Here is a 16425-nt window from a genome sequence, read left to right as displayed (position 1 = left end):
CCTAAACTCAGGTTAGTTAAGTCAAATTGAGATCGCGCCTTCAATGATAACCGCTACTTAAGCGATCGGTGGACGATGTGCTTGCTCTACAAAAGCGCGCACTTTGGGGTCTGATTGAGGATAAATTTCGCTATTTGGTCGCATTTCAAAGGGGATAAAAGATTTTAAAATCACTAAATTCAAATGCGTCCCACTGCAATGACCACAGTGGTGGCAATCTTTTGTATGATGTCCGCTGGGGTCTGCTTGCACATCTTCAGCATGGTCGTGAGTATGTTGGAGGTGAGACACTTCAATTTGATGGAAGCTAGATTCAGACGCAAATACACTTACGGATTGCACCGCAAGTAGAAGCATCACAAAAATCAGGATTAGCTTATTCAAATCTACATTTCTCTTTAACACAAAAGATCGTTGTCAATTTACCACCTGCACTTGTCCTGTCAATAGCAGTGCTAAGCTTTAAGTCTTATTTTTTGCTGTCATTACTGATCTCACTCAAAATGAAATAACAATAATTTGCATTGTTAGGCCAAAATATCAACTTAAATGCGAATTATAATCAATATATAACACTATGTTTTATAAAGATTTTTCATTGACACATCATATAAATCCGTTAGACTAGCCGCATATTCACAGTTTGAGGTAACAGCATGCAAGGTAAACAAAAAGTCATCGACGCATTCAATAATCTATTAGCCAATGAGCTTGCAGCTATCGATCAATATTTCATCCATTCACGTATGTACGAAGATTGGGGTTTGAGCAAACTATACCAACGCCTTGAGCACGAACGTGAAGAAGAAACGACGCATGCAGATTGGTTGATCAAACGCATTCTTTTCTTGGAAGGGGTACCTAACATGACAAAACGTCGTGATTTACTCATCGGCCAAGATGTTAAGTCTATGATGGAAAACGACTTAAAACTAGAGCTTGAAGTTGTCGAATGCGTTAAAGAAGCAATCAAAATCTGTGAAGAAGAGCAAGATTACCAATCTCGAGAAACGCTTGAAAAGCTGTTGTTTGATACAGAAGAAGATCATGTTTACTGGCTAGAGCAGCAAATTCGCCTGATTGATCTTATCGGTGCTCCGAATTATATCCAATCTCAGCTTTAATTAAGGACTCTACAAATGAAAGGTGATAGAGAAGTAATCGTAGCGCTTAATAAAGTATTGGCCAATGAGTTAGTGGGAATCAATCAGTACTTTTTGCACGCACGTATGTTTAAAGACTTCGGTTTTAGCCAGTTAGATAAAGCGGATTACAAAGTTTCAATCCAAAAAATGAAAAACGCTGACCGCCTTATCGAGCGAATTTTGTTCTTAGAAGGCCTACCTAATTTACAAGATTTAGGTCGTTTAAAGATTGGTGAAAACAGCGCTGAGATGATTGATTGCAATATGGCATTTGAGCAAGCGTCTTTGGTTGATCTGCAAGCAGCAATTAAGTTGTGTGAAGAAAAGCAAGATTACATTAGCCGTGAAGCGCTAGACAAAATTCAAAATGAGCAAGAAGAGCAAATTGACTGGCTTGAAACTCAGCAGCACCTAATTAAGGTGATGGGAATAGAAAACTACTTACAGTCTCAACTATAAGTATTTAATTGAGGTTGCGTGATAATGTATTGTTACGCAACCTGATCAGTGACATCAACAATAGCAATCAGCTTTTCATTTAAAATTTTCTTCGCACAGTTACAGCACTTTCCGCACTGTTTACCAACAGATAATGTCTGGCTAAGATCACGCATTGAACGAGCACCATTGTCTATCGTCTCTGCAATCTTTTTATCTGTAACACCATGACAAATGCATACGTACATAAATGAAAACCAATCTCAAACTCATTAACTGCAAACAAGTCTAATCTAAACGATAACAATTATCAACACATACCTTAGCTATAAATGCGAATTATTTTCCTTTGTAAGCTGCTACAAAGACTTAGGTTATTCACACTTCGTAAAACGTCGTACTCAAGCCGACGTTTATTTCTATAAAATTAAGAAAAATCCAATAAAACTGCTACGCTTAAATTAACTTGATAAGCGTTACTTTACACATAAGAGTGAGGGTGCTCTTGCATCCAAATAGATTGTTTTATTTGCTACAAATGACAAACCTTAAACATGTATAAATTGTTAAATATATTGCATAAAAACCAAGGTTTAAGTTGATTTCAATCTAGTGTTTCCGCTAGACTGCGCGTCACCGCTAACAGTTTTATTAGCGCGGATCAGCTTAGTTTGATTTGGTAACATGTTGTTAAAGGACTAAATAAGATTGGATAGAGAAAGGTCTTTTAATGAAGCAAGCGCTATTGTGTTTTTTTATATTATTTTCTTTGTGTTGCATAGTCGCGCCTAGCCACGCCCATAACTTCGGCCAATATACTTCTCGTTTCTCTGTGGAGGAAGGGTTAAGCCAGTCTGCAATCACTGCTATAACACAAGACAAACATGGTTTCATTTGGATAGGTACTCTGCAAGGGCTAAACCGTTATGATGGCAATCAGCTCATTAATATTGCCGCTTCTAAGGGTCTTGATGAACAAGAAATAGTTGGGTTATTCAATATATCGAATGATGAGCTTTTGATCTCTACAGGTGCCAGCGGCGCATTTTTACTGAATGTTGATGACTATACAATTCAACAAATCTACGACGGTAAACGCCAAGACAGTAACGCAGTTCTAAAACCCATCGCCACAGCTATTGGTCATCGAGAAAATATCATTTTCTCCATTGAAAGCGACCTCTACACATTAGACAGCAATACGTTAAAATCTGAATTACTCACTCACTTCAAACCAAGTAGTTACATTCGCGCCATAAACGTTATTGGTAACTTTGTGATTATTGGTACAACAGAAGGCCTGTTCACTTATTCTCTTGCAACCGGAAATGTAGAGCAAATAAATTACACTGATTCAAAATCAGAACTCAGTCATGATGTTAAATTACTCAAACGCGACCCATCGTTGGGACTGCTTGTTGGTACTGTAGAAGGTTTATATGTCATTCCAGTCAGTAACCAAACACTGGTTGCTTCAAAAAGCTATGAGCTTGTTCCTGAGAAAAATATTTGGGGACACCAAATCACTCCCTATGGCGAGTTTATTGCTACGGAGCATGGACTGTTTCTTATTGATAGAAGAAAAAAAACCAGCTCAAAAGTTCTATCCTTAACCGAGGGACAATATCGCCTCACTAATCCCAGTATCACTAAGCTTTACGCAGATAGAAACAACAACCTATGGATGGGTACATATAATGATGGCGCATATTTATGGCCTTCCAGCTCGCTACGTTTTACCACATTCATCAGTACTCAAGACAGATTTGCCAATAACAATATCTGGTCAATTCATCCTACCAGCCAAAATACGGTGCTCCTTGGTACAGATAACGGCATTAACGAGTTTGATTTAAGCACCCGGCAATTGAAATCTAGCTACCTGCAAAATAGAGATGCAAAAGCACTATACGGAGCAGATGCCGTATTTTCTATTTTTAATTCTGCACATTTCGACGAAAATACCTTTCTAATCCAAACAACTCAAGAGACCGCGCTATTTAACATCGACACCAAACAGCTAAGCCCAATTACGCTTGAAAGTGGTGACAAACTTGAGCCATATAGTTGGGGTATCGCTAAGTACTCAGAAAGCAAGTTTCCATTTATCAATAGCAATGGATTTTACGAATATGATGCAGCCACCAATACGGTACGCGCATTAGAGGGATTATCAAAACAGCTGGCAGCGGCACAAAGCTTTTTGCTCCTGCCACCTCTGGATGCGACCGATGATGAATATTGGATAAGTACGGATATCAGTTTGGTCAAATATAATGAGTCAACAGATACCCTAACAACGATTTACAACAAATCGGATAAACACTTGGTCTCAGCCGTTAATAGTTGGGTAGTAGATAGAGCAGGAACGCTATGGTTGGCAACCTCAACCGAAGGTCTTGTCGGGATCAATAAAGATACTTACGCCGAAGAATACAAGCTAACGACTGAACAAGGTTTGATGAGTAATGCTATCTACAACCTCCTGTTAGATAGAGATGGAATGATTTGGGCCAGCAGTCAACGCGGCATGTTTAGATTTGACCCAATAAATAAAGTCTTGGAAACCTTCGGAACGAATCAAGGTCTGCCGACGCTCGAGTTTAACGGCGGCGCTGCAGCAGCACTTGAATCTGGTAAGCTGATGTTCGGCACAGTCAACGGCTCTATCACTTTTGATCCGGAACAGTTCTCAGATAGTGCTGTTAAGCGCCGCCCACTACTGATCACCCAAATGGATATCTTAAGCAGAGATCAAACCTACTTAGCCCCTGACGCAATTTTACAAGCACTTGATTTTAAGTTTGACGACATGGGCATAGAGCTACAGTTTTCTGACTTTGACTTCAATGCCGATCATCACATTCAATACCAAGCTTCTTTACATGGCCCAAGTGCACTGACGTTTTCAAGCTTAAAACGAAATAAAGTTTTTCTAAATCAATTACTCCCTGGTGATTATCAGTTAATCATTGCACCGCGTTCACTTGACAGTAAAGACCTGAGCAACGCACTCAACTTGCGCTTTAATGTTGCCCACTCTCCTTGGCGCTCGCCTTTTGCATTAAGCTTATACAGTCTAAGTGCATTCGCGCTGATATTGCTCATCATTATTAAGCACAAACAAAAACAACGTCAGCTTGAAACGGCACTTAGAGCCGTTACGCATGCGGGAAGACAGACAAAACTGGCGTTGAAATCAACCAAAAGCGGTGTTTGGTCGGCGGATCTCGCTGCACGCCAGATCACACAACAGCGGGCCGAAGCGCTGGGCTTTGAGAGCGATACTATGACGCTGCAAGAGCACTATAACGCCATTCACCCGGATGATAGAGAACTCGTCGAGCGTGCTTGGAAGAAATTTATTTCTAACCCCACTAAAGAGCAGCTCTCTCTATCTTATCGACTGCGCTGCGCAGACAATAATTGGCATTGGTTTCACGACTTTGGCCAAGTCGCAGAATTTGACTCACAAGGTAAAGCCACTGAACTGCACGGCATTTATACCAATGTAACCACGCAAAAAGCGAACCAGATGCGCGCAAATATGCTGGGCGAAGCCTTCAGCCAAGTGAACGATTGGATTTTGATTTTAGACCCTAATTTACAACCCATTTCAGTCAATAGTAGCTTCTGTAGAGCGTTTCAACTGCAGGAACACGAAGCGTTAAACGACTTAACAACTGAGCGTTTTGTTAATGCTATCGGGCAAAAGAAGTTTCACGGTTTAATTGCAAATTTAAAATCTCTTGGACCGAATCAATATCTAAGACAGGAAGTTCAAGTTACAGACGGCTGGGATAAAGTGCACCCGGTTCAACTTAGTATTAGCGCGGTTTCCAAGGACAATGTGAACCTCCAATACTTCGTGGTCGTTGTTACCGATCTGACAGAGCAGAAAAAAGCCGAGAATGAACTTAGATATCTCGCCAATTTCGACGCTTTGACTGAGCTACCAAATCGCAGCTTGATGCTACAGCATATTGAATTTGCACTGTTTAACGCAAACAATACACAGCAAAGCTGCGCCCTACTCTTTATAGATTTAGATAAATTTAAACCAATCAATGATGCCTACGGACACCATATCGGCGATAAATTACTGGTCGCGATAACTAAGCGGATCAAAGAGCAAATTAACAATAACTGTATCTTAGCAAGACAGAGCGGCGATGAGTTTCTCGTGCTAATTAAGTCCTTCCCTAGCATCGAATATGTGAGTGAAGTAGTTACCCGCTTAGTGAAGCACATACCCGAACGTATCGAAATTGATGGGATCACCATGAGTGTATCTGCCAGTATTGGTGTTGCAGTTTATCCATTCGATGCACCGGACTCAGAATCTTTGATCCGTAACGCTGATATCGCCATGATCCATGCAAAGCAGTCGGGAAGAAATGCATTCAAGTTCTTTACTGAGTCAATGAATGAAGAGATCAGTAAAAAGCTTCGGTTAGAAACCGCAATGAAAACGGCAGTTAAAGACGGTGAGTTTTTCAATCACTACCAGCCTATCATCAATACCACTACAGGTCAGCTTGCCGGCGTCGAGTTACTTATGCGCTGGCGCAATAATGACATGCTAATTCCTCCATGCGATTTTATTCCAATAGCAGAAGAAAGCGGTTTAATTGAAACCTTGACTGAGCAAGCGCTTATTAGAGCCTTAATAGAATTACGTCCATTATTTACACAAGAACCCGACTTTTATTTATCTCTTAATTTAAGCGCAGTTCATATTTTACGCTCAGACATTGCACACCAATTCACTGAGATTTTAAAAGCGCATGGTCTCACTAATCGGTGTTTAAGACTCGAAATCACCGAGTCAATTTTTATGTCTGATATGGTTAAGGCTCGGGCAACTATAAACGAAATGAAACGGGCTGACTTTGTATTGCTACTCGACGACTTCGGCACCGGCTTTTCGTCACTTACGTACCTGAATGAGTTCCCTCTTGATATTATAAAAATTGATCAAGGGTTTGTTCGTAACATGAGCGCAAAACCCGCGAATAAGTCTATCATTAGAACCATTTATTTACTGGCACAAAGCTTAAACATGAAGTGTATTGCAGAAGGTGTCGAGACAGAATCTCAGCTTAATTACCTAAGAGACGTAGGCTGTGAATATATGCAAGGCTATCACTTCGCAAAGCCTATGGCGATTGACGATTTACTGGCATTTTACGAACAGCATGAACGCTCAAGAGCTTGATATCGGGCTTAATGCTTTAATGTAGTGACTGCGGGCTAACAAGCGTTAGCCCTTATCTAGCGTTTCACTATCAGGTAGTTCTGAGCGCTGCCACTCACTAAGTTTTTGATAGAGTTCATTAATATCAATGGGTTTTGCAATAAAATCATCCATGCCCGCTTGGATACATTTTTGTTTATCTTCCTCGTAGGCGTTGGCTGTTATCGCAATAATATGTGGATTGCCGTATATACTTGGCTCGTTTCTGATTGCTTTGGTACAAGCAAAGCCATCCATATTCGGCATTTGGCAATCCATTAAAACCAAGGCATAGTTCTTCGCCTTCATCGCTACTAAGGCTTCGACTCCGTCGTCCACTTTGTCTAACAAGCAATGAGTTTTCTCGAGCAACTTACCAACAACCACTTGGTTAATTTTATTGTCTTCTACCAATAGAATATCAAGGCCGTTGAAATCAGGTGCCCCAACTTCTTGTTGCTCTCTCTTGACGCCCTGTCCTTTCGAGGCCGGAATATCTACATAGAATTGACTACCAAGCCCAAGTTCACTGTGAACCCTTACCTCACCATGCATCGCTTCAACTAGTTTTTTAGAAATGGCTAAGCCAAGTCCGGTACCACCAAACTTTCTTGTGGTTGAAAGATCAGCCTGTGTAAACTCATGAAATAACGTTTCCTGTTGCGCTTTTGAAATGCCGATCCCAGTATCAGCAACGGTAAACTTTAATATCCCACTGTCATAATGGACGGAGAATGTGATCTGGCCTTTATTGGTAAACTTTCCAGCATTGCTGAGTAAATTATTTACCACTTGTGATACGCGTAGTTCATCTAACTCAAGGTATGTAGGTAGTTCACTACCCTTTTCGTACTTAAACTCAACGCCATATCTGACATTGGAAATTTTAAAAATGCTGACCAGACTGTCGAGCATTTCTTGCAAGTTCACAACTCGACGTTCTATTTTCAGAGCTCCCGCCTCAATTTTAGAATAATCCAAAATATCATTGAGGATAAGCATTAGATTCTTTGCCGATTGCCGTATAATTGTTATTTGGTCTGCCATCTCATTGCTAAGGCTTTGCTCTCTGATCAAGCTATCCGACATACCGATAATTCCATTTAACGGCGTTCTAATTTCATGGCTCATATTGGCGAGGAATCGGCTCTTGGAATGGTTGGCGGCATTTGCGGCTTCAACGGCTTTGGTTAGCTCTTCCGTTTTCTCAGCAACTTGCTGCTCTAACTCACGATTGAAGTCGGTAAGCTTGCGGTTAAGTCTTTCGTTTTCTAGGCTGGCTTGGTTTTGCTTTGTAAAACTCAGTGTTAGCTTAAACGCCAACTGATTGAACTGCTGCTGCAACTCAATTATTTCTAAAAAGCTGCTATCTGCATTGGCCGAATTTTCGATTAAAGTTGAAGGTTCGTAAGCATGAATATCATGACTGAGCGCCACGATTGGACGCACCAACAATCTCGTGAGTTGACGGACAAAAATAGAGCTCAATACAATAATCGCAAGCGCAAGTCCTAATGCATCTGACCAGGCTTCAGCAGCAACTAAGTTAAGATATTTACGGTCGAGCATAGTGATAACTGACCATTCATATTGTTTAGATACCGCAGCCTGTTTAAACAAGATTTGCTCGGTAGAATCTTCAAAAGTTGAGGATTCTTTATCAAATAAGGCCTGCAACACCACGTCACTTGGCATATCCAGGGTTTTAAATTCGGTCTTTAACGAGCTATAAACGACCCTTTTGTGTTTATCCAACACAATCAAGTTAGCATCTTCAGCAAGGATTTTTGGAATAAAGCGTTCAAACGAGCCAAATATTAAAGACCCTTCCACAATCCCTTTAAACTCTTCGGCGATAAAGATTGGTGCTGAAATTGCTACGATAGGTGCTTCATCAAAACCTCGTCCTTGAAATATGCCCGACACAAATCCTTCGGGGTATTCAGATGCTTTAATAAAATAATCTCTATCAGATACATTGGCATTTGTTCCCTTCATCGTATCAGCAAAATGCTGCGGATAAAGGTGAGTAACATTAGCATCTTTGTCCGCAACAATCGCGGTTCTAAAATTAGCGTGAGTTTTTAGCAACCGCTCAATAACATAATCAGCATCAATCCCTAAGGATACATCCGTTGCGGATATCACCATCGCGCGACGATATGCATCAAGGTAGTCATCAATTTGAGCGACAATTGAACCAGAGGCTTCTTCAAGCTGTGTTTTTATCTCAGCTTCAATTCTTTTGTAGTAATTGTTTGTCAATACAACGGTTGTCATCAATACAACCAAAACGATAACAAGGTTGACGGTAGAATTAAGAATTTGATTGAGCGGCATCCCTTGCCACTTGCTGCGAGTAAAGAAAAAGCTCAGCAAGTCGACCACAGCGAGACAAATACCTGCGTTGATTAGGTACTTAGCCAGTGCAGTGAATATAACGAGTAGCGGCAGTTCGAGGGCAAAATAGCCAAAAATAAATAATGCAGGCAAACCCAACAAAATCCAATAAACGATACCCCGAACAAAAAATGGCTTGGCGAAACGGACACAAACAAAGTGAAGCCACAACACTTCGAAGAAAAAAACCACAGAGGGCCAAGCATGCTCCCATCGATACCAAATAAAGCCGGCACCAATAATCACAGCAATAATGGCATAGCGCCATCCGCATAGTAGCAGGATAAATAGTACAAACAGCTGGCCAAAAAGAAACTCAGAGCTATCCAAAAACCAAATTGGCAACAGATTGGCCAGCCCGCCTAATACACCTAAGACTAAAGTTATGATGAGCGCTTGCTTTTGATTCAAATGTTACACCACCGGTTTGTGATACTGCCTATGTATAACAATAAAAAATATTTTAAAACCTGCCAAGGTAGTGTAACAAATAACTAAAAAATATATCACATATTAGGATATGTTTACCCTAATGATGAGGGCAATCATGGCTCTCTATTTGTAGCACACTACTCAGTACATTAAAGGACTTTTTCAACGCTTCTTCCACTTCTACACGACACGCTGAATCATGAGATTCAATAGTACAGTGATGCTTTAATACCACATGTGCACCAACGACAACCGCCCCATCAATTTTGCTAACCGTAATATTATGGGCGCTTTCAACATGCTCGGTAGACACAATCGTTCTCTCAACTTCTTGAACCGTAGGCAAAACTTCTGGAGGTGTAGCAAGCCCTTTAAGACAAGCAATTATCACCTTAATACCCGTAAACAATACAAAGACAGAAATCAGCATACTCGAGAGAATATCAACCACCTCCCAGCCTGTGAGGTGTATGATCACACCTGCGATAAATGTCGATATGGTGGAAAGTAAATCAAAAAATGAGTGCAAGAAAACAGCATAGACGTTAATACTGTCTTTACGGCCTTTGTACAACACCCAAGCGGAAGCGCCGTGAAACAAAAACCCAATTGCAGCAATCATAGACATTAAATAGCTGTTCACCTCTAGGTCATGACCGCCCGCATGATGAGACAACCGCTCACTCCCTTCGAGTAAAATAATTACCGCAATTGAAAGGTAGAGGATGCCATTGATAAGCCCGCCAGTATATTCAGCCCGCTTGTAACCATCGTTATATGTTTTAGCAAGATAGACTGCCACACTTGACGCTATCAACGCGATAAACAAGGAACTATTGTGAACAAACAAGTGTCCAGCATCAGCCAATACTGCGAGAGAATTAGCGTAATAAGCACCAATAACTTGAATGATCATAAAAGAGCAAGTGATTGCGAGCGCAATCAGTAGTCTCCGGCGAGAAGCTTGATGCGTAGTGATATCTGTCATGAAATGAGTCGTGTACCTAATTAAATATAAGATGCTACGTACAACCACAACATAAGATGGAGCCATTTGACTAAATGCACCTCACCTTATCTTTTATACCGTGTAGGAAAAAGCCGTGATTCAAAAATACAGAAATAGATCTAGAAATATACGTAGTTAACCTGAGCTTAGGATAATTAATGCCTTTCTAGCAGCCAGTTTTAGCGCTAACTGCGTTGAATTCACTTCCAATAGCCAGCTATTAGTGCGCAAATTCGCCCAGTTATCACCAAAACTCTCTGGCTAGATAAAGAAGTAATTTAATGTTACTTTAGAAGCAATGAGTTACCTCATTCCTTATCCAAACCTCAGGTTAGTTATCGTTTAAACATTGCCCTAAATGGCAATGATATACAGTCTCAATTGTAACGTTTCCACGAGCTAAATGCACTAATATTTGCGACTATAACGGCCGACTTTATGGAAAATTTTAGCCTTTATCGTTTTTACTTGCGCAACTTTATCGTTTTTACTTGCGCAAAAGTACAATTAGATTTTCTCCAGTTGAGTCACAACGTCGTTTGCAATTTGCCTTAGTATTTCACAGTCAGCTTCACTCAACTCTCGGGGCTCTAAGTCGATAACACACACGGTTCCAATACGAAAGCCGCTGGACAATATGATAGGCGCACCAGCATAAAATCGAATATGTGGGGCATTTAACACCAAAGGGTTATCCATAAAGCGAGGATCTTCGAGCGTATCGGAAACTACGAATACCGTGTCTTCTAATATTGCATGGCCGCAAAATGAAACGTCGCGAGACGTTTGCTCAGCATCTAATCCAAAGCGGGATTTAAACCACTGTCTGTCCTTGTCAACAAGACTCACCAATGCAATTGGAGCATCAAAAACATGGGCTGTAAATTGAGTAATTCGGTCCAATTCAAGTGTTGGTTTTGTATCGAGTATCGCAAGCTCCCTAAGCGCATGTAATCTGGCATGTTCGTTTTCAGGTAACTCAGGGATTTTCATAATCTACTTAATTAGACAGTGTTTATATTTCTACTATAGTTTGTTTTGTGAGATAACGCAGGTGGCAAATGTGAGCAAGTATTTTAAAATAATCTCCCTAACCTTTTTTTCCCTAGTCTGCTTAAGTGGTTTTTACCTCGAAATTAACGAGTTTAATAAAAATCGTGTGGTTCACCAGAGTCTGACTTTATACTACAACAACCTTTCCGCCCTAGATAAAGCAATTGAAGTGATCTTTAGTCTGCAACGTGAACGCGGCATGTCCACGGGATTTAAGTCCGAGGAAGAACACGACGCGCGGCTACTGGCATATTATCAGGAAACAGACGAAAAAATAACAAGACTCACAGCTGAAAAACTCACGAGCATTAATAACTTCGATCAGTTTCAATTGACCATAAAAGACGATATACAAACACTGAGAAAGCTCAATAGACAAGCAAATATCAATCACGAGCAACTATTTCTTCGCTACACAATTTTGATAAATCACTTAATCGATACAGTCCGAACCATACAAACTGAGCAGTCCTTCATCCATAATTTTGGTAGCAATGAGGACAAAACACAATATCAGAATATTCACACACTTATCAGAGCGATAGAGTTAGGGGGCAGACTCAGAGCGAAGATCAGCCGATACCTAACGGCAGATGAAGAGGCCACTAGATTAAGTGCAATGAGAAGTGCGCTACAATACTACGCCACTCATGTCACACTGATGGACAGCCTCAAAGATAATCAAAATACCGTACAGCTATACAATGCTGCTACGGCGTCTAGAGAGTATGACTATGTCACCTCAGCCTTAAACCGCTTTAGCCGTGGAGCTGAAGCCAACTTACCACACTATGTGTGGTGGGATAACAGTACTGCCTATTTGAACCTGCTCGCTAGTGGCAGTCTGAATCTACTTAAATATATGAAAGAGTCAGCTTCTGCATCCATGCAAAAGTCACAAGAGCGAGCTCAAACCTCACTCATTATCTCTTTAACTATTGCACTGCTTTATATCATTTTAATTTGCCTATTGATTAAAGCGTTTACCGAATTAAAAATATATAAAACGGCACCGCTTAGAACACAAACTGCACAGCTCATTGTAATATTTTCGTCAGTACTTGCCGTGCTATTTGTGGAACATTTTGCAAGCCAAAAGCAGCTATTGTACCTCTCTGAAGTGCAAACTCTTAGGCAGCTAAACAACCACTCATTAGAGCGTATCAACCACCTTAAAACGCTATGGTATAAGCCACATATAGAAAGCCTTAGATATGCCAGTATTGGTACCAATGCCAATCTCACTAAACCATCTCAGTTGCAAACGCTAGACGTTAATAAGCTTAATAACACTCCGTATATAGACAAAAGCCAGATCGCGTCGTTTTATTCTCAATATCAAGAAAGTTTGCACCGTGGAGGGGTAGTTACACAAATCATAAGGGGTAATGATGGCCACCGTATATTGATTATGACGGGTCTTGGGCTATCCGATAAGGGGCTGACGCAAACACTGTATTGGTACGAAGCTCAACTAGATGTGTTACTTGGCAGCCTAGAACTCAGTCTTGATACTCGTCTAGAAAACGCATCAGGTTACTACACTAAGCAGGAAGTCGAAGCGATTAAAATTAGCGGAACACATACTCCATTAAGCCAATTACTGCTTACTAATAATCTTGACCAAACCGACTTTCTAAGTGCAAAAATCTGGGATCAGGAGCTTCAAGTGGGTACCTATGCCTATTCACGTGAAGCATTTAATCAAGATCTCTTCTACACCATAGAAATTAAGTTTATCTGGCAGGTGTTGTCATTAGTTGCATTTTGCTTATTTGGTTTAGCAGTTAGCTATCGCGCCCAACAAAGAGCAAAATTAGACAAGCAAGCTGCAAAAGACGCTATCCAAAAGCGCCAAACTTTATTGAACTCATCTGAGAAGCTTGCCGCCATCGGCAGTTTTGAGGTGGCTGTTGGACAACACCTAGCACATACCTCTGAAGGCTTTAGGACGCTGTTTAACTTAACTCCCGAACTTGAGTACCATAATTTAAAACCAATTATAAAATTACTCGATAGTGACAATAGGAAGAAGTTGCAATCAAACTTACGTTCCTTAACTCACGATCAATCTAGTGAACTTCAATTGACAATAAGAGACGAGTCTTCAACTAGATATCTAAATGTCATTCTCAATTTAAAATACTACTCAAGTGAAAATTCGCAGTTTGTTGTCGGGGTTGTAAAAGATGTAACGAATCAAGTTAATGAAAGCAATCGCCAAAAGAGAATACAAAAGGAACTCGTCGCCGCGAGAAAAGAGGCCCTAGAAAAAATGCATGAAGCTGATGTGGAAAGAATGTCAGCGCAGCATTTACTCAAAGTCCAAAAGTCGACAGAAAAGCTGCTTCAAGAAGCCATTGATTCATTTCCAGCATTTATCCTGCTAATTGATGAAGACCAGCATATAGCTATGCTGAATCAGTTTAACGAACACATCAAAAGAACTGATCACAACGAATACCAATTCATGGGAAGCTCTCTCAACAAAGGCTCTGACGTTATAGCATTTATTACCCAGCTTCCAATGACAGACGATAGCGAATTACTGTCCATGTTAGAAGAGGCAAAAGACAAAGAACAATATCAAGCACTAACGACGTGCCAGTATGTCAGTGAAGATATCCTGCACTGGTTCAACGTGTTAGTGAAAAACATCACTACAGATTCAGGGAAATACACTCTCATCTACCAGAATGATATCACTAAAAGTATCAACTTTTCTGCAGAGCTTGAGCAAGCTCGCATAAAAGCAGAGCAAGCAAGTGAAGCAAAGTCTCGTTTCCTAGCAACAATGAGTCACGAGATAAGAACGCCGATGAACGGCGTGGTAGGCATGCTGGATATTCTTGCCCAATCTAACCTTGATCATGAGCAATCTCACCTCACCAAAGTCGCAAAAAGTTCAGCATTGGTGCTACTTCGAATAATTAACGACATATTAGACTTTTCAAAAATCGAAGCTGGAAAAATGCAACTTGAATCCACACCATTTAGCTGGCAAGAAATTATTAAAGAACTCGCGGAGCTCCTTGCATATCAAGCGGACTCTAAAAAGCTCAAGCTTGCCTTTTATCTTTCGCCACAGTTACCGAATTGGCAATTAGGGGATCCGGTTAGACTGCGCCAAATTTTATTAAATCTAATCGGTAACGCGTTAAAATTCACCAAAACTACCGCCACAGCCTCCGGTTTTGTAGAAGTGACTATTGGGCGCTCTCCCGATGATGGTTATATGGAAATTAGCGTGAAAGACAATGGTAAAGGTATGTCCGAAGAACAAGTAGAAAACCTTTTTAAGCCATTTGTTCAAGCAGATAGCAGTATTCAACGCCAATATGGCGGTACCGGACTGGGCCTTTCCATTACCCACAAACTTGTTGCCATGATGGAGGGGGAAATTGACTGTAGAAGCCTAGAGGGCTTTGGCAGCAACTTTATTGTTACTCTGCCATACTGTGAAGTGCCAAAACAAACCAGCGCTATAAGCTTAACCTTAGACAGACTAAAAATTGCCGTAGTGGGCGACGAGGACAAATTTGAAAAGGACCTCCAAAATCAACTACGCATCTATGAAGCCCAATGTGAAATATTCCCTCGAGAACTGTTTAATGCGCAACTAATTGATAGTCAACAATTTGATTATCTCGTTATCACTGCAGAAGCCTTCCAACAACTCACTACAGAAGGAAAAGAAGTTTTCATCGCGGAAAGCGAGTGCAAGTATATTTTGCTAGACAATAATCAGGATAAGCTTCCGCATGCAAATAATATCAACGTCTCAAACCTCGCACTATATCCTTATTATGCGTATAAAGTCGTTTCACACATCGCCACCTTAGAAGGGCTAATCGACAGTGAATCAACAAATGACGACAGCGATACTAAATTTAAGACATTGCCTACAATTAGTGATGCCCAAGCACTTAACAAGCTTATCTTAGTCGTTGAGGACAATGTTTATAATCAGGATTTATTCAAAAGACAGCTGGCACTGCTAGGCTATCAATGCATTATCGCCGACAATGGTAAAGTTGCCTTGCAGCTACTCGAACAGTATCACTTTTCGCTTATTATTTCAGATTGCCATATGCCAGTGATGGATGGCTATGAATTCACAAAACAGCGTCGCGAGCATGAACGTGAACGCAATCTAGAGCACATTCCTATCATTGCAGCAACGGCTAATGCGTTAGACGGTGAGAAAGATATTTGTTTTAACGCCGGGATGGACGATTACATTGCAAAGCCCATTGTCTTGCAAAAATTAAACAAAAAGCTAAAAAAATGGTTTTCAAGCAACATTCCAACAAACAGCCAAGAAGCGGAGAATCCTCCCTCACTGATTGAGGAACTAGATGCGCCAACCAGACATATCGATTTGGTGATACTCAGTGAATATGTAGGTACAGATAAAGAGCTACAGAGTATTTTCTTAAGAAGCTTTGTTGACGACACAAAAAAACTGTTACAAGGGGTAGACCTAGAACATCCTGAAAGTGTCAAGAATATTGCACATCAAGGGAAAACCTCGGCAAAAGCAGTCGGCGCAACACAACTCTCTGAAAAAATGGCAGAACTTGAGCATGCAGCAAGTGAAGGTAAGCACATAAAAATTGAAAATTTATTGAATCAATGTTTGATGCTTTTTGATAATGCACAAGCTGAAATCGCTTCTATACTTAATGTGGAAGATCTCACGTAACACGTGC

General features: G+C 40.7%; 9 protein-coding genes. 4 read left to right on the top strand and 5 right to left on the bottom strand.

The window, feature by feature from the left end:
- Positions 1 to 57: 57 nt before the first annotated feature.
- On the bottom strand, positions 58 to 384 hold the full coding sequence (locus PPIS_RS22670; protein WP_010375229.1) for a DUF2946 family protein: 327 nt from the start codon (positions 382 to 384) through the stop codon (positions 58 to 60).
- A 272-nt stretch (positions 385 to 656) separates the two neighbouring features.
- On the opposite strand from PPIS_RS22670, the gene bfr (PPIS_RS22665) reads away from it, so the two are divergent.
- Positions 657 to 1124: a bacterioferritin gene (bfr, locus tag PPIS_RS22665; protein WP_010375232.1), complete on the top strand. Its 468-nt coding sequence runs from the start codon at positions 657 to 659 to the stop codon at positions 1122 to 1124.
- 15 nt (positions 1125 to 1139) lie between these two features.
- The gene (gene bfr / locus PPIS_RS22660; protein WP_010375235.1) at positions 1140 to 1604 is read left to right on the top strand and encodes a bacterioferritin; all 465 of its coding nucleotides are present in this window, start codon (positions 1140 to 1142) and stop codon (positions 1602 to 1604) included.
- A gap of 32 nt (positions 1605 to 1636) precedes the next feature.
- Here bfr (PPIS_RS22660) and PPIS_RS22655 read toward each other — a convergent pair whose 3' ends face one another.
- Complete coding sequence (locus PPIS_RS22655) at positions 1637 to 1831, bottom strand: (2Fe-2S)-binding protein (RefSeq protein WP_010375238.1); 195 nt, start codon at positions 1829 to 1831, stop codon at positions 1637 to 1639.
- A gap of 482 nt (positions 1832 to 2313) precedes the next feature.
- Here PPIS_RS22655 and PPIS_RS22650 point away from each other — a divergent pair, with 482 nt between their 5' ends.
- A complete protein-coding gene (locus tag PPIS_RS22650; protein ID WP_010375241.1) occupies positions 2314 to 6801 on the top strand; it encodes an EAL domain-containing protein in 4488 nt (1495 codons plus the stop codon).
- Between the two features lie 45 nt (positions 6802 to 6846).
- On the opposite strand, the gene PPIS_RS22645 is transcribed toward PPIS_RS22650, so the two are convergent.
- From PPIS_RS22645 to PPIS_RS22635, 3 genes are all read right to left on the bottom strand, one after another.
- Complete coding sequence (locus PPIS_RS22645) at positions 6847 to 9630, bottom strand: hybrid sensor histidine kinase/response regulator (protein ID WP_010375243.1); 2784 nt, start codon at positions 9628 to 9630, stop codon at positions 6847 to 6849.
- Positions 9631 to 9748: 118 nt separating this feature from the next.
- The gene (locus PPIS_RS22640) at positions 9749 to 10639 is read right to left on the bottom strand and encodes a cation diffusion facilitator family transporter (RefSeq protein WP_010375246.1); all 891 of its coding nucleotides are present in this window, start codon (positions 10637 to 10639) and stop codon (positions 9749 to 9751) included.
- 528 nt (positions 10640 to 11167) lie between these two features.
- A complete protein-coding gene (locus PPIS_RS22635) occupies positions 11168 to 11653 on the bottom strand; it encodes a GAF domain-containing protein (protein ID WP_010375249.1) in 486 nt (161 codons plus the stop codon).
- Positions 11654 to 11723: 70 nt separating this feature from the next.
- Here PPIS_RS22635 and PPIS_RS22630 point away from each other — a divergent pair, with 70 nt between their 5' ends.
- Positions 11724 to 16418, top strand: a complete 4695-nt coding sequence (locus PPIS_RS22630) for an ATP-binding protein (protein ID WP_010375252.1) — start codon at positions 11724 to 11726, stop codon at positions 16416 to 16418.
- The last annotated feature ends 7 nt before the right edge of the window (positions 16419 to 16425 follow it).

The organism is Pseudoalteromonas piscicida, assembly GCF_000238315.3.
Classification (GTDB): Bacteria; Pseudomonadota; Gammaproteobacteria; order Enterobacterales; family Alteromonadaceae; genus Pseudoalteromonas; species Pseudoalteromonas piscicida.
The sequence above is the reverse complement of the archived record's forward strand: the minus strand, read 5'-3'. Positions and strand labels throughout refer to the sequence as shown.

Bases quoted from the DNA above. Each gene is read 5' to 3' on its own strand.
- bfr (WP_010375232.1), top strand. From the start codon at position 657: ATGCAAGGTAAACAAAAAGTCATCGACGCATTCAATAATCTATTAGCC.
- bfr (WP_010375235.1), top strand. From the start codon at position 1,140: ATGAAAGGTGATAGAGAAGTAATCGTAGCGCTTAATAAAGTATTGGCC.
- PPIS_RS22655 (WP_010375238.1), bottom strand. From the start codon at position 1,831: ATGTACGTATGCATTTGTCATGGTGTTACAGATAAAAAGATTGCAGAG.
- PPIS_RS22650 (WP_010375241.1), top strand. From the start codon at position 2,314: ATGAAGCAAGCGCTATTGTGTTTTTTTATATTATTTTCTTTGTGTTGC.
- PPIS_RS22640 (WP_010375246.1), bottom strand. From the start codon at position 10,639: ATGACAGATATCACTACGCATCAAGCTTCTCGCCGGAGACTACTGATT.
- PPIS_RS22635 (WP_010375249.1), bottom strand. From the start codon at position 11,653: ATGAAAATCCCTGAGTTACCTGAAAACGAACATGCCAGATTACATGCG.